The organism is Enterobacter cloacae complex sp. 302F9 (assembly GCF_050030335.1).
In the GTDB taxonomy this organism is placed as follows: domain Bacteria; phylum Pseudomonadota; class Gammaproteobacteria; order Enterobacterales; family Enterobacteriaceae; genus Enterobacter; species Enterobacter hormaechei_C.
In genome coordinates this window covers 3559857-3572846 of record NZ_JBLGUC010000001.1, presented here as the reverse complement: position 1 = coordinate 3572846, position 12990 = coordinate 3559857, and the positions used below count along the sequence as shown (strand labels likewise).

Annotated in this window: 16 protein-coding genes and 1 other annotated feature; of the genes, 10 read left to right on the top strand and 6 right to left on the bottom strand. The window is 53.9% G+C overall.

Annotated elements, in window-relative coordinates:
• Nucleotides 1–123: 123 nt before the first annotated feature.
• The 7 genes from ffh (at nucleotide 124) to ACQG0T_RS17240 (ending at nucleotide 5541) form a co-directional block, all read left to right on the top strand.
• The gene (ffh, locus tag ACQG0T_RS17270) at nucleotides 124–1485 is read left to right on the top strand and encodes a signal recognition particle protein (protein WP_003863132.1); all 1362 of its coding nucleotides are present in this window, start codon (nucleotides 124–126) and stop codon (nucleotides 1483–1485) included.
• A 116-nt stretch (nucleotides 1486–1601) separates the two neighbouring features.
• Nucleotides 1602–1850 (top strand): 30S ribosomal protein S16, encoded by a 249-nt coding sequence (gene rpsP, locus ACQG0T_RS17265; protein WP_003863133.1) that lies wholly within the window; start codon nucleotides 1602–1604, stop codon nucleotides 1848–1850.
• 15 nt (nucleotides 1851–1865) lie between these two features.
• On the top strand, nucleotides 1866–2405 hold the full coding sequence (rimM, locus tag ACQG0T_RS17260) for a ribosome maturation factor RimM (RefSeq protein ID WP_015571575.1): 540 nt from the start codon (nucleotides 1866–1868) through the stop codon (nucleotides 2403–2405).
• A gap of 31 nt (nucleotides 2406–2436) precedes the next feature.
• Entirely contained in the window at nucleotides 2437–3180 is a 744-nt protein-coding gene (gene trmD / locus ACQG0T_RS17255; protein ID WP_062938601.1) for a tRNA (guanosine(37)-N1)-methyltransferase TrmD, read from the top strand.
• A 67-nt stretch (nucleotides 3181–3247) separates the two neighbouring features.
• The gene (gene rplS / locus ACQG0T_RS17250; protein ID WP_002914145.1) at nucleotides 3248–3595 is read left to right on the top strand and encodes a 50S ribosomal protein L19; all 348 of its coding nucleotides are present in this window, start codon (nucleotides 3248–3250) and stop codon (nucleotides 3593–3595) included.
• 132 nt (nucleotides 3596–3727) lie between these two features.
• On the top strand, nucleotides 3728–4132 hold the full coding sequence (locus ACQG0T_RS17245) for a DUF2946 domain-containing protein (protein WP_017382958.1): 405 nt from the start codon (nucleotides 3728–3730) through the stop codon (nucleotides 4130–4132).
• Between the two features lie 38 nt (nucleotides 4133–4170).
• On the top strand, nucleotides 4171–5541 hold the full coding sequence (locus ACQG0T_RS17240) for a PepSY-associated TM helix domain-containing protein (RefSeq protein ID WP_252051888.1): 1371 nt from the start codon (nucleotides 4171–4173) through the stop codon (nucleotides 5539–5541).
• A 2-nt stretch (nucleotides 5542–5543) separates the two neighbouring features.
• Here ACQG0T_RS17240 and ACQG0T_RS17235 read toward each other — a convergent pair whose 3' ends face one another.
• From ACQG0T_RS17235 to ACQG0T_RS17220, 4 genes are all read right to left on the bottom strand, one after another.
• Nucleotides 5544–6029, bottom strand: coding sequence for an OmpA family protein (locus ACQG0T_RS17235; RefSeq protein WP_017382956.1), 486 nt, complete (start codon nucleotides 6027–6029; stop codon nucleotides 5544–5546).
• 12 nt (nucleotides 6030–6041) lie between these two features.
• Complete coding sequence (gene dgcN / locus ACQG0T_RS17230) at nucleotides 6042–7262, bottom strand: diguanylate cyclase DgcN (protein WP_017692859.1); 1221 nt, start codon at nucleotides 7260–7262, stop codon at nucleotides 6042–6044.
• Complete coding sequence (locus tag ACQG0T_RS17225) at nucleotides 7255–7791, bottom strand: YfiR family protein (protein WP_032619208.1); 537 nt, start codon at nucleotides 7789–7791, stop codon at nucleotides 7255–7257. The genes dgcN and ACQG0T_RS17225 overlap by 8 nt, the downstream gene beginning before the upstream one ends.
• A 153-nt stretch (nucleotides 7792–7944) precedes the next feature.
• On the bottom strand, nucleotides 7945–8319 hold the full coding sequence (locus tag ACQG0T_RS17220; RefSeq protein ID WP_032649145.1) for a DUF2799 domain-containing protein: 375 nt from the start codon (nucleotides 8317–8319) through the stop codon (nucleotides 7945–7947).
• 212 nt (nucleotides 8320–8531) lie between these two features.
• On the opposite strand from ACQG0T_RS17220, the gene aroF reads away from it, so the two are divergent.
• The 3 genes from aroF to ACQG0T_RS17205 are packed head-to-tail and all read left to right on the top strand — an operon-like array spanning nucleotide 8532 to nucleotide 11667.
• Complete coding sequence (gene aroF, locus ACQG0T_RS17215) at nucleotides 8532–9602, top strand: 3-deoxy-7-phosphoheptulonate synthase AroF (protein ID WP_006811632.1); 1071 nt, start codon at nucleotides 8532–8534, stop codon at nucleotides 9600–9602.
• A 10-nt stretch (nucleotides 9603–9612) separates the two neighbouring features.
• Nucleotides 9613–10734 carry a bifunctional chorismate mutase/prephenate dehydrogenase gene (gene tyrA, locus ACQG0T_RS17210; RefSeq protein ID WP_006811631.1) on the top strand — a complete coding sequence of 374 codons (1122 nt, stop codon included), beginning with the start codon at nucleotides 9613–9615 and terminating at the stop codon, nucleotides 10732–10734.
• A gap of 60 nt (nucleotides 10735–10794) precedes the next feature.
• Entirely contained in the window at nucleotides 10795–11667 is an 873-nt protein-coding gene (locus ACQG0T_RS17205; protein WP_017383978.1) for an SMP-30/gluconolactonase/LRE family protein, read from the top strand.
• Here the strand turns inward: ACQG0T_RS17205 and pheA are convergent.
• Nucleotides 11664–12824 carry a bifunctional chorismate mutase/prephenate dehydratase gene (gene pheA / locus ACQG0T_RS17200; protein ID WP_015571567.1) on the bottom strand — a complete coding sequence of 387 codons (1161 nt, stop codon included), beginning with the start codon at nucleotides 12822–12824 and terminating at the stop codon, nucleotides 11664–11666. The two genes, ACQG0T_RS17205 and pheA, sit on opposite strands and share 4 nt — an antisense overlap.
• Nucleotides 12825–12854: 30 nt before the next feature.
• Nucleotides 12855–12980, bottom strand: a sequence feature (Phe leader region).
• On the bottom strand, nucleotides 12932–12979 hold the full coding sequence (pheL, locus tag ACQG0T_RS17195; RefSeq protein ID WP_100229775.1) for a pheA operon leader peptide PheL: 48 nt from the start codon (nucleotides 12977–12979) through the stop codon (nucleotides 12932–12934). Its footprint overlaps the feature before it by 48 nt.
• Nucleotides 12981–12990: the final 10 nt, after the last annotated feature.

Sequence of the window (12990 nt, the reverse complement as noted above, 5' to 3'; positions counted from 1 at the left end):
ACGTTACGTGACGCCTGCTCCAACCGTTGCATAACAACAAAGGCGCCTTCATGTTATACTCCGGCAAAATTCTGTGTATGTGTCGCCCAGGCGACCTAACGTTTCTACCCCAGGCGAGAGACAATGTTTGATAATTTAACCGATCGTTTGTCGCGCACGCTGCGCAACATCAGCGGCCGTGGACGCCTCACCGAAGAGAACATCAAGGAAACGCTGCGCGAAGTGCGCATGGCGCTGCTGGAAGCAGACGTCGCGTTGCCGGTCGTGCGTGATTTTATCAACCGCGTGAAAGAGAAAGCGGTTGGCCATGAAGTGAACAAGAGCCTGACTCCGGGTCAGGAGTTCGTCAAAATCGTCCGTAACGAGCTGGTTTCGGCGATGGGCGAAGAGAACCAGGTGCTAAACCTGGCGGCTCAGCCGCCGGCCGTCGTGCTGATGGCGGGTCTGCAAGGTGCGGGTAAAACCACCAGCGTCGGTAAGCTGGGGAAATTCCTGCGCGAAAAGCACAAGAAAAAGGTGCTGGTGGTGTCGGCGGACGTGTATCGCCCGGCGGCGATCAAACAGCTGGAAACGTTGGCCGAGCAGGTTGGCGTAGACTTCTTCCCGTCCGACGTGGCGCAGAAGCCTGTCGATATCGTTAACGCGGCGCTGAAAGAGGCGAAGCTGAAATTCTACGACGTGCTGCTGGTGGATACCGCCGGTCGTCTGCACGTTGACGAAGCGATGATGGACGAAATCAAGCAGGTGCATGCCTCTATCAATCCGGTAGAGACCCTGTTTGTTGTTGACGCCATGACCGGTCAGGATGCGGCGAACACCGCAAAAGCGTTTAACGAAGCCCTGCCGTTAACCGGCGTGGTGCTGACCAAAGTCGACGGCGATGCCCGCGGCGGTGCGGCGCTCTCTATTCGTCATATCACCGGTAAGCCAATCAAGTTCCTCGGCGTGGGCGAGAAAACCGAAGCGCTGGAGCCGTTCCATCCGGATCGTATTGCCTCCCGTATCCTCGGCATGGGCGACGTGCTGTCGCTGATCGAAGATATTGAAAGCAAGGTTGACCGCGCGCAGGCGGAAAAACTCGCCAGCAAGCTGAAAAAGGGCGACGGTTTCGATCTGACCGACTTCCTTGAGCAGCTGCGTCAGATGAAAAACATGGGCGGCATGGCAAGCCTGATGGGCAAACTGCCAGGCATGGGCCAGATCCCGGACAACGTCAAATCCCAGATGGATGACAAAGTGCTGGTGCGTATGGAGGCCATCATCAACTCGATGACGCTGAAAGAGCGCGCGAAGCCAGAAATCATCAAAGGTTCCCGTAAACGCCGTATCGCAGCTGGTTGCGGCATGCAGGTGCAGGACGTTAACCGCCTTCTGAAACAGTTCGACGACATGCAGCGCATGATGAAGAAAATGAAGAAAGGCGGCATGGCGAAGATGATGCGCGGCATGAAAGGCATGATGCCTCCCGGTTTTCCTGGGCGTTAATCGCTTTTGAGATTGCTTTTTGCCCGAAAATGAGTAAAATTTTCGGGCTTTTAATATGACACCCGGGCTCCGTTCCTCGATGGGGCCCGGTTGTTTTATTCACACAAGAGGATGTTATGGTAACTATTCGTTTAGCTCGTCACGGCGCTAAAAAGCGTCCGTTCTACCAGGTTGTTGTGACTGACAGCCGTAATGCACGCAACGGTCGCTTCATCGAGCGCGTTGGTTTCTTCAACCCACTGGCCGCTGGCGCAGAAGAAGAAACCCGTCTGGATCTGGATCGTATCGCTCACTGGGTTGGCCAGGGCGCTACTGTTTCCGATCGCGTTGCTACGCTGATCAAAGCAGCAAACAAAGCAGCTTAATCTGTCACGGTGGTCATGATGAGCAATAAAGCACCTGTTGAACCGATCGTATTGGGAAAAATGGGTTCTTGCTACGGTATCCGTGGTTGGCTCAGAGTGTTTTCCTCCACTGAAGACGCTGATAGCATTTTTAATTACCAGCCCTGGTTTATCCAGAAAGCCGGTAAGTGGGAAGAGGTCGAGCTGGAAAGCTGGCGTCACCACAATCAGGACATCATCATCAAGCTGAAAGGCATTGACGATCGTGATGCCGCGAATGCGCTGACTAATTGTGAAATTGTTGTGGATTCGTCGCAGTTGCCACAGCTGGAAGAGGGTGACTACTACTGGAAAGACCTTATGGGTTGCCAGGTAGTGACCACTGAAGGCTACAGCCTGGGGAAAGTCATCGACATGATGGAAACCGGGTCAAATGACGTTCTCGTCATTAAGGCAAACCTGAAAGATGCATTTGGCATCAAGGAGCGGTTGGTTCCGTTCCTCGATGGACAGGTTATCAAGAAAGTCGATCTCACTACTCAAACCATTGAAGTAGATTGGGATCCTGGTTTTTAAATTCTCCGGATAAACGGTAAAAGACGGCGCTATGTGGATTGGCATAATTAGCCTGTTTCCTGAAATGTTCCGCGCGATTACCGATTACGGGGTAACTGGCCGGGCAGTAAAGAATGGCCTGCTGAGCATCCAGAGCTGGAGTCCTCGTGACTTCACGCACGACCGGCACCGTACCGTGGACGATCGTCCTTACGGCGGCGGACCGGGGATGTTGATGATGGTGCAACCCTTACGGGACGCCATTCACACAGCAAAAGCCGCGGCAGGTGAAGGCGCGAAGGTGATTTATCTGTCACCTCAGGGACGCAAGCTTGATCAAGCGGGCGTGAGCGAACTGGCGACGAATCAAAAGCTGATTCTGGTCTGTGGTCGCTACGAAGGGATAGATGAGCGCGTAATTCAAACCGAGATTGACGAAGAATGGTCTATCGGCGATTACGTTCTCAGCGGTGGTGAGTTACCAGCAATGACGCTGATTGACTCCGTTGCCCGGTTCATTCCGGGTGTACTGGGCCATGAAGCTTCGGCAACGGAAGATTCGTTTGCCGATGGATTGCTGGACTGTCCACACTATACTCGTCCTGAAGTGTTAGAAGGGATGGAAGTCCCGGCAGTATTACTGTCTGGAAACCATGCCGAGATACGTCGCTGGCGTTTGAAGCAGTCGCTGGGCCGAACCTGGCTTAGAAGACCTGAACTTCTGGAAAACCTGGCTCTGACTGAAGAGCAAGCAAAGTTGCTGGCCGAGTTCAAAACTGAACACGCGCACCAGTAGCATGAACATGATGGGAATGCGTAATACGCACCCGAATATCAGTTTACCCAGGATAAGAGATTAAATTATGAGCAACATTATTAAGCAACTTGAACAAGAGCAGATGAAGCAGGACGTACCTTCCTTCCGTCCAGGTGACACCGTGGAAGTGAAAGTATGGGTTGTTGAAGGTTCCAAAAAACGTCTGCAGGCATTCGAGGGCGTGGTTATCGCTATTCGTAACCGCGGTCTGCACTCTGCATTCACTGTTCGTAAAATTTCCAACGGCGAAGGCGTTGAGCGTGTCTTCCAGACTCACTCTCCGGTAGTTGACAGCATTGCTGTTAAACGTCGTGGTGCTGTACGTAAAGCTAAACTGTACTACCTGCGTGAGCGTACTGGTAAGTCTGCTCGTATTAAAGAGCGTCTGAACTAAGATTCGCTTAAGCGACATCCTGTTAGAAAGGGCTGGCCGAAAGGCTGGCCCTTTTTTTATCCCATCGCACCTCTCGCGTTAACCCTTCCGTCATAAATCATTTACAATGTTCGCCTCTTGGGCGGAGGGTAAGTGGATAACGTACTGCATCAGCATAGCTGGAAACGCGCAGCGGCATTGACCGCGCTGTTTGCGATCCTGCTGATCGTCGTGGCGCCGCTGATCTCCGTCTCGCTGCAAAAAGATCCCATGAGCGCCATGCCGGGCATGCACCACGACATGAGCATGATGTCGATGGACGAGCATCATGGTGATATGCCGCATTCTATGCCAGTTGACCATGCGGAGGCGTGCGGCTACTGCGTGCTGTTAGCGCATGTTCCGGGCGTGATGCTGGCGCTTATCGTTCTGCTCAGCGTGGTGTTGCAGCGGCTGCGCGTGAAGCCGCCTCGTCAGGCGGTCAGCCACTGGCACTTTTTCCCCTGGCTTTACCCCGATACCCGCGCGCCGCCGCGTCGGTCTGCTTTCTCCCTTTAAAACAAAATCACTCACTTTTTGCCTTAAAAAGGAAAAGTATGACTACCTGCACTCCGCGCGCGGCATGGGGAAACCTGCTGCGTCGCCTCCATTTCTATATCGGGCTGTTTGTCGGTCCGTTTATCTTCTTCGCAGCGCTGACCGGAACGCTGTACGTCGCCACGCCGCAGCTTGAACATGCGCTGTACCATCATGCACTCCACACGGAGGCCGTGGGTGAGGCGCAGCCTCTTGCTGAACAAATTGCCGTGGCGGAAAAGGCCGTGGGTTCAGCGCTGCGTTTACATGCTGTTCGTCCGGGGCTGGAAGAGGGCGAAACGACCCGCGTGATGTTTGCCGACCCGGCGCTGGGTCCCTCCGAGCATCGGGCTATTTTTATTGATCCCACCAGCCTTGAGTTTCGAGGGGATATGACCGTGTACGGCACCAGCGGGATTTTACCGCTGCGTCAGACTATCGATTATCTGCATACCTCGCTGATGCTGGGCAACATCGGGCGCCTCTATAGCGAGTTAGCCGCCTCGTGGATGTGGGTTGCTGCCCTGGGCGGGATCGCGCTGTGGTTCTACACCCGACCGAAGCGCCGTATTAACAATCGTTTCCAGAATCGTCGTCGCCTGCATGTGATCTTAGGCTGGACGTTACTGGCGGGAATGCTGCTGTTCTCAGTCACCGGGTTAACCTGGTCACAATGGGCCGGTGGCAACGTCGATAAGCTGCGTGCAGAGATGAACTGGCTGACGCCGCAGGTAAACACCACCCTTTCCGGTGCGCCGGAAATGAGGGATGAACACGCCGAACATCGTGGTCATCACGGGGGAATGACGATGCCTGAAATGCCAGTCAAACTGTCGCTTTTTGACAACGTATTGCAGGTCGCCCGCCAGTCAGGGATTGATGCGAACAACGTTGAGATCCGTCCGGCAAGCAGGGTCGACCAGGCCTGGACAGTGACGGAAATCGATCGCCGCTGGCCAACGCAGGTTGATTCCGTTGCCGTGGAACCCCACTCACTGAAGGTGCTGGACAGCTCTCGCTTCGGGGATTTCCCGCTGATGGCTAAACTCACCCGCTGGGGCGTGGATTTCCATATGGGGATCCTGTTTGGTCTGGCAAATCAGCTGCTGCTCATCGCGTTTGGCGTTGCGCTGTGTGTGTTAATTATCTGGGGATACCGGATGTGGTGGATGCGTCGCCCTGCAACGTCAGCCGCGAACCCGGTACAGACGCTCTGCCAAAGCTGGCTGGCATTGCCGCTGTGGGGAAGGGGAGTGACGTTCCTGATAAGCCTCCTGCTGGGGCTGGCGTTGCCGGTAATGGGCGTCAGTCTGGCGGTCTTTATTGTAATTGACTGGCTGCGCTGGCGAGCGGTTTCAGGCGTGTCGCTCGCCGGAACATCCGTTAAATAGCCTTAAGGCGTGCTGATGACTACCGCAACCCGGCGGTTTTCAGCGCGCCCCTGCGCAGTGCGGTTGCTGCTGACAGGGTATTTTTTGCCTAAGCCCCGCGTAGTGAGATTGCTGCGCGGGATGTTCGCGCCCTTCGCCCAGGCATCCGCCACAACATTGGCACGTTTTAACGAAAGCGCTTCGTTGTAGCTCTCTTCGCCATAGTTATCCGTATGACCATCCATCCTGGCGTGGTTCAGTCCGGTTGCCGCCAGGCGTGAGGCCATAGTCTGGATCTGCGTTTCACTTTCCGGGCGCAGCCTGGCGTCATTTTTATCAAACAGGATCTTATCCGACAGGCCCAGAGACCAGTCGCCATTCAGTTCGTTAAAGCCGTAGGATTTCATGGCCGCAATTTGCTCTGGCGTGAATTTCCCTTCAGGGGATGACTGGCATCCGGACATTACCAGTGATGCCAGTATTAACGGCGCAAAGTATCGCTTTAACATATCGTCTTCCTTTCAGGATATTGTTTTCGAACGCTGGTTTTTGACCAGATACATATTGCGATCGGCTTGCTCCAGTAATGCTTCAACGGAGGCATTTTCCCACGCCAGAGCAAAGCCAATGCTGAGGGACATTGATGCTGTGTGCCCGTTATGCAGATCAAACGGACGGATAAATTGCTGCGACAGCGCAGCGCAAATAAATTCGACCTCACGTGCGGTGTGGACGCCGTAAAGGATCATGGCAAATTCATCGCCGCCAAGACGGTAAGACTGATGACGTTTTTCGCCAAACTCGACCATCCTTTTGGCGGCTTCGATCAGTACGCAGTCACCTGCGGCATGACCCCAGGTGTCATTGATAACCTTGAAGTTATCACCGTCCAGGAAGAGCAGGGCAGAATTAGTTTTTGCTGAAGCGTCGTTCATTAATGCCGCAATGTTGTTGCGAAACGCGGCGCGGTTTGCAAGCCCCGTGAGCGGATCGTGCATGGCGGTACGCAACAGTTGAGCGTTTTTCGCCTGTAGCTTGAGCTGCCACTCTTCCATTTCATCCAGCAGGCTGTTGAAGTCTTCACCAAACTGGTGGAACTCTTCAATGCGGCCTTCCGTTACCCGGCGAGAGAAGTTGCGGTTAGTGCGAACGTCATGCACAACGTCAGTGATGTTTTGCATTTCAACAACCATGCCATGATGTAGCGAGCGGGTGATGGTCAATGCGACGGCAGAGGCAAAAAGAATGCAGCCGGTGAGGACCGCAAATGAGAGCCAGATAAAGTGGCTAATCAGGCTGTCTCGCGCGGTCAGACGAATTTCGCCAATCACATTGCCATTATGTATGATGGGCTGTGCGACAGGAACAGGGAACAACCACCGGTTGACCAGCGCGCCCAGCGTGTCGGTATTATCCGCCGGGTTCCATGACCACCAGGCAAACCGTTTATGATGTGCGTTAAGCACTTCCGCCACGGCGAACTGCCCCTGCTTGCCGAGGGTCGCCAGCGTTTCATTTGCCGCCACGGCATCGTTGAACACCAGAGAGGCTTCAAGGCTGTGGCTCATGGTGGCGCCGGTAAGTTCGAGGTTTTTTTGCGCGTATTGCTTTAATGTCACCACGGAAGCGAAACACAGCAGCAACCATATAAACGTCATCGTTATAATGACGCTTATCATGCTGATTCGTCGCAACGTTCTTTTAAACGTCGGACGCGGTGTTGGTGCGACTTCCTTATTCATGCTTCTTATTCCGTGCGAGCATTAATACATCCGGATTGACTCTTACGCCACTGCGCGCCAGCGCATCCAGATTTACGGAAAACCTGACGAGGTTGTGCTCTATTATCAGACAAAATGCGCTGCCAATAACGCATTCAGGATTTTGTTCTGACATTAATAGCAACGCCTGGCCCTGATATTGATTTATTATTTCCTGTTGTTTTGCCGGCGACTCGCTCCCGAAATAGAGGGCATCACACCTTGCTGCGAGTGCTTCCCGATCGCTATGCACAATGACAGGACTATAGGGCAACGGGTTGTGTTCATCTTCACTGCTGAGCGCCTGTCTGTAATGGGAAGAGGCATAAATACAGAGCTTAGGCTGGCCGGACAGTGCTGGCCATCGGGTGTAGCTCACAATGCCAGAAACAATCGAACGTACTGATTTATCCGTTTCCGTGAACGAGCCTGCCGTTGCAGGGGCTACTAAAATGAACAGTATTAGCGCCAGGGGGAGTCGGAGCAAAGCGATCAAGATTGCATTTCTCATCAGAATCCGCCAAACCGCCCCGGAAATAGATGTCCTTAAGAATTGTCGGCAGAATACCATTGTTTATCAAAGCCGTCATTATGTCAGAAATATCCCTGTTTTGACCTAAGCTAAATCTTACAGTGAGCTATATTCAGAGGAATTAAGGCAGGCTCAATTAAGCCTGCTGGAACGCATACTTTCATCCAATCCTTGTTGCCAAGATTCATGCAGTTTTACTGCATTTTCAGTTGCATCGCAGCTGGCAGGAAATGATTTGCCCGCTAATCCCCAGGCGTGAATAAAGCCCTCTTCGCATATTTTTTTCTGTCCGTCAGCGTAGCCACGAAGATATTCCGCTCGATCAACCTGAGGGTCATTAAAACTATCGGCCAGAGCCTGGTTATCTTTAACCGGAACACCATTCATAGCGTCTTCTTTACCGGCCGTGAACCAGTCCGGTCTGGTCCAGTCAGGCTGAAAAGTATAAGGATTGATCTGGCAACCCGACAAAATCAGCGACAACAACATAAAAGCAATTGAACGCATGGCTATTCTCCTTTTTGTGAGCATAGCCTGGCTTACAGGCGTGCGTGTGTAATTTTAACTTTACGATTTTAGGCCATTATTTTTGCAATTAAAGGGTTGGTGTAAAGTAATGTGTACGTATTTTGGATTGAAATCTTTACTTAATGTGATATCGTTGTGTCACCTCTTCGAGGAAAACCACTATCGCAAACGAGTTTGACAGGATCGCAATCATGCAAAAAGACGCGCTGAACAACGTACATATCACTGACGAACAGGTGTTAATCACCCCGGATCAACTGAAGGCGGAATTCCCGCTGAGCGTCGCGCAGGAAGCTCAGATTGAGCACTCGCGCCAGACCATTTCTGACATTATCGCTGGCCGCGATCCGCGCCTGCTGGTGGTATGTGGTCCTTGCTCTATTCACGATCCTGAAACCGCCATTGAGTACGCTCGTCGATTTAAAGCATTAGCGGAGGAGGTCAGCGATAGCCTCTATCTGGTGATGCGCGTCTATTTTGAGAAGCCACGTACGACCGTTGGCTGGAAAGGGTTGATCAACGATCCGCACATGGATGGCTCGTTTGATGTGGAAGCAGGACTGAAAATTGCGCGTCGCCTGCTGGTGGAACTGGTGAGCATGGGGCTGCCGCTGGCTACCGAAGCGCTGGATCCGAACAGCCCGCAGTACCTGGGCGATCTGTTTAGCTGGTCTGCGATTGGGGCGCGCACCACCGAGTCACAAACCCACCGCGAGATGGCGTCTGGCCTGTCTATGCCGGTTGGTTTTAAAAACGGTACCGACGGCAGCCTGGCCACGGCGATTAACGCCATGCGCGCCGCCGCCATGCCCCATCGTTTTGTCGGGATCAACCAGGCGGGCCAGGTATGCCTGCTGCAAACGCAGGGCAACCCGGACGGGCATGTGATCCTGCGCGGTGGTAAAGCGCCAAACTACAGCCCGGCGGATGTCGCGCAGTGTGAAAAAGAGATGGAACAGGCGGGACTGCGTCCGGCGCTGATGGTAGATTGCAGTCATGGTAATTCGAATAAAGATTACCGTCGCCAGCCTGCGGTTGCAGAATCTGTGATTGCTCAGATTAAAGATGGCAACCGTTCAATTATCGGCCTGATGATTGAAAGTAATATTCATGAAGGCAATCAGTCATCGGAACAGCCGCGTAGCGCGATGAAGCCCGGCGTCTCGGTCACCGATGCCTGCATTAGCTGGGAAACCACCGATGCGCTGCTGCGTGAGATCCACAAAGATTTGAACGGCCAGCTGGCGACGCGTCTGGCATAAGAGGGTAGTTATGGTTGCTGAATTGACCGCATTACGCGATCAAATTGATGAAGTGGATAAGGCGTTGCTGGATCTTCTGGCGCGCCGCATGGCACTGGTTGCTGAGGTCGGCGAGGTTAAAAGTAAATACGGCCTGCCGATTTACGTTCCGGAGCGCGAGGCCTCTATGCTCGCCTCCCGCCGTAAAGAGGCGCAGGCCCTGGGCGTATCACCTGATTTGATTGAGGACGTTCTGCGTCGCGTGATGCGCGAGTCCTATTCCAGCGAAAACGACAAGGGCTTCAAAACCCTCTGTCCGTCGCTGCGCCCGGTGGTTATCGTCGGTGGTGGCGGGCAGATGGGGCGTCTGTTTGAGAAAATGCTGACGCTTTCTGGCTATCAGGTGCGCATTCTGGAGAAAGAGGACTGGTCGCACGCGCCGGAGCTGATGAAAGACGCCGGAATGGTTATCGTCAGCGTGCCGATCCATGTGACGGAGCAAATAATCGCGAAACTTCCTCCGCTGCCGGAAGATTGCATACTGGTGGACCTGGCCTCCGTTAAAAATGGTCCGCTACAGGCAATGCTGGCGGCGCACACTGGCCCCGTGCTTGGGTTACACCCGATGTTTGGCCCGGACAGCGGAAGCCTGGCGAAGCAGGTAGTGGTTTACTGTGACGGACGGCAGCCGGAAGCCTACCAGTGGTTCCTGGAACAGATCCAGGTCTGGGGAGCACGTTTGCACCGCATTAGCGCGGTAGAGCATGACCAGAACATGGCGTTTATTCAGGCGCTGCGCCACTTTGCAACCTTCGCCTATGGGCTGCACCTGGCGGAAGAGAACGTTCAGCTTGAACAATTGCTGGCGCTTTCCTCGCCAATCTATCGTCTGGAGCTGGCGATGGTCGGGCGACTGTTTGCCCAGGATCCGCAGCTTTACGCCGACATCATCATGTCGTCTGAAAATAATCTGGCGCTGATCAAGCGCTATTATCAGCGTTTTGGCGAAGCGATCACCTTGCTGGAACACGGCGATAAACAAGCCTTTATCGACAGTTTCCGTAAAGTGGAGCACTGGTTCGGTGATTACGCCACGCGATTCCAGAGTGAAAGCCGCACGCTGTTGCGCCAGGCAAATGACAGTCGCCAGTAATGCGATGATGTATATACTGAAAGCCAGCATTGCTGGCTTTTTTCATTTTGGGGAACTGTCATGGCTGAACCGCAGCTGCTGTTGAACTATACCGGGCATCTGCCCGAATGCCCGACATGGAGTGCAGACGAGAAGGCGCTCTACTGGGCGGATATCCTGGAAGGGGAGATCCATCGGTACCATCTGCCCACCGCGGAACACTCGGTGCTCTCATTCCATGAAGAAGTTGGGTGTTTTGCCCTGCGTGAACGCGGCGGATTTATCGTCGCGATGCGAAACGCCATCTGGCTGACCGATAAACACGGCCTGCTCCAGCGTAAGGTTTGCGATAACCCGTCCAACCCGCAGCTTGCACGCTTTAACGATGGCGGTACCGATCATCAGGGACGGTTTTATGCGGGCACGTTCTGGGGGCCGGGAGATTATAACGGCGCCATGCTGATGCGTATCGACAACGACCTGACGCCGCAAGTGATCCAGTGCGATATTCACGGGCATAACGGTTTAGCGTTTAGTCCTGATAAACGGTGGATGTTTACTTCTGATACGCCGAACGGCGTGATCTACCGTACGCCGCTTGATGAGCAGGGAGAACCCGGTAAGCGCGAAGAGTTTCGCCGGTTTAGCGAGGGAGAAGGTATACCCGACGGTGCGGCAATGGATGAGGAAGGCTGCTACTGGAGCGCACTGTTTGACGGCTGGCGTATCGCACGGTTTTCACCGCAAGGCGAACAGCTGGAAGAGTATCGGCTGCCGGTACGCTGCCCGACAATGGTCTGCTTTGGCGGCGACGATATGAAAACGCTGTTTATCACCACCACGCGGGAAAATATGGAGGCGGAGGAGCTGGCGAAATATCCGCTTTCCGGTGCCATCTTCACCCTGCCTGTAAATGTGGCAGGGATGAAGAAAAGCCGCTTTATCGAACGTTAAGCCGGATCGACCGGGACCACGTTTTCGCTCGGATAGCAGCCCAGCACTTTCATGGAGCGTGTGATCTCGCCCAGTTCGCGCAGGGCTTTCTGCATGGACGCAGACTCCAGGTTGGCCTGAACGTCGAGATAAAACATTTCTTCCCACGGGTTGCCATGTATTGGGCGGGATTCCAGCTTCGTCATGATCAGGTTGTGATTACGCAGCACCAGCAGCGCTTCAACCAGCGCACCCGCCTGCTGGCCGGTCGCCATCAGCAGGGTGGTTTTCGCCGGGACCTGGTCCGACACGTTGATGGCCTTGCGGGCCAGAACCACGAAACGGGTGATATTCTGCGTCTGGTTGGCCAGATTGCGTTCCAGCACCTGTAAGCCATACAGCGCGCCGCCCGCTTCGCTACCGAGAGCCGCGACGGCAGAAGAGTTTGCCTGCGCCACTTTTTCCATCGCCGCCGAGGTGCTTTCGGTGTATTCAATTTTCCAGTGCGGATAACGGTTCAGGAACTGGCTGCACTGCTGGAACGGCTGCGGGTGGCTGTACACCGTTTCGATCTGACTCAGATCGGTTGAGCCAGAGACCAGCACGCAGTGATCGATAGGGATAGTCAACTCGCCGACTAACGACAGGCTGGTGTGCTGGAGCAGATCGTAAACATCATTGATGGCACCGGAACTGGTGTTCTCAATAGGCACTACGGCGTAATCTGCCTGGCCGGTTTCGACCTGGTTGAAAATGTCTGCAAATTTCGCGCAGCCGCTCTCAATAAACTCTTCGAAATGGCGGGCTGCGTACTGGCGAGCTGCCAGGTGAGAATAGGACCCTTTCGGGCCGAGGAAAGCGATACGAGCAGAGTGCGGGTTGGTTTTGTTCAGATGCTGCTGGAGCAGGGCTTGTTGCGTCAGAACGGAGTCTTCGATGATGAGCTGGAACAGGCGGGTGATGTAGTGCGCATCCAGATGATGCGCTTTGCCGAGTTGAATCAACCGTTCCAGTAAATCACGTTCGCGATCGATATCGCGCACCGGCCGATGGGACTCGAGCTTGGCTTTGCCCACTTCAACGGCGAGCGCGCGGCGTTCTGCCAGCAGGGCCAGTAATTTTTCGTCGAGTGCACTGATTTTTACGCGTAAATCCAGGAGCGGGTTTTCCGGTGTCATAGTGTTGTCTGTCTCATTTTATCGTTATCAATAAAAAAGGCCTCCCGGTGTGGGAGGCCTTGTTGTTCGTCTTCGCATTCTTTATCACACGACGAAACGCCTCCCGGTCAGGGGAAGGTAAAAAAGAATGCGAAGAAAAACGGCGTCTGTTTCATAAGGTCATCCT

What these genes read in the sequence shown, in the direction of transcription:
- ACQG0T_RS17235 (WP_017382956.1), bottom strand. Translation starts at nt 6,029, where the DNA reads ATGTTAAAGCGATACTTTGCGCCGTTAATACTGGCATCACTGGTAATG.
- trmD (WP_062938601.1), top strand. Translation starts at nt 2,437, where the DNA reads ATGTGGATTGGCATAATTAGCCTGTTTCCTGAAATGTTCCGCGCGATT.
- tyrA (WP_006811631.1), top strand. Translation starts at nt 9,613, where the DNA reads ATGGTTGCTGAATTGACCGCATTACGCGATCAAATTGATGAAGTGGAT.
- rplS (WP_002914145.1), top strand. Translation starts at nt 3,248, where the DNA reads ATGAGCAACATTATTAAGCAACTTGAACAAGAGCAGATGAAGCAGGAC.
- ACQG0T_RS17240 (WP_252051888.1), top strand. Translation starts at nt 4,171, where the DNA reads ATGACTACCTGCACTCCGCGCGCGGCATGGGGAAACCTGCTGCGTCGC.
- rimM (WP_015571575.1), top strand. Translation starts at nt 1,866, where the DNA reads ATGATGAGCAATAAAGCACCTGTTGAACCGATCGTATTGGGAAAAATG.
- pheA (WP_015571567.1), bottom strand. Translation starts at nt 12,824, where the DNA reads ATGACACCGGAAAACCCGCTCCTGGATTTACGCGTAAAAATCAGTGCA.
- aroF (WP_006811632.1), top strand. Translation starts at nt 8,532, where the DNA reads ATGCAAAAAGACGCGCTGAACAACGTACATATCACTGACGAACAGGTG.
- ACQG0T_RS17220 (WP_032649145.1), bottom strand. Translation starts at nt 8,319, where the DNA reads ATGCGTTCAATTGCTTTTATGTTGTTGTCGCTGATTTTGTCGGGTTGC.
- ffh (WP_003863132.1), top strand. Translation starts at nt 124, where the DNA reads ATGTTTGATAATTTAACCGATCGTTTGTCGCGCACGCTGCGCAACATC.
- rpsP (WP_003863133.1), top strand. Translation starts at nt 1,602, where the DNA reads ATGGTAACTATTCGTTTAGCTCGTCACGGCGCTAAAAAGCGTCCGTTC.
- dgcN (WP_017692859.1), bottom strand. Translation starts at nt 7,262, where the DNA reads ATGAATAAGGAAGTCGCACCAACACCGCGTCCGACGTTTAAAAGAACG.
- ACQG0T_RS17225 (WP_032619208.1), bottom strand. Translation starts at nt 7,791, where the DNA reads ATGAGAAATGCAATCTTGATCGCTTTGCTCCGACTCCCCCTGGCGCTA.
- ACQG0T_RS17205 (WP_017383978.1), top strand. Translation starts at nt 10,795, where the DNA reads ATGGCTGAACCGCAGCTGCTGTTGAACTATACCGGGCATCTGCCCGAA.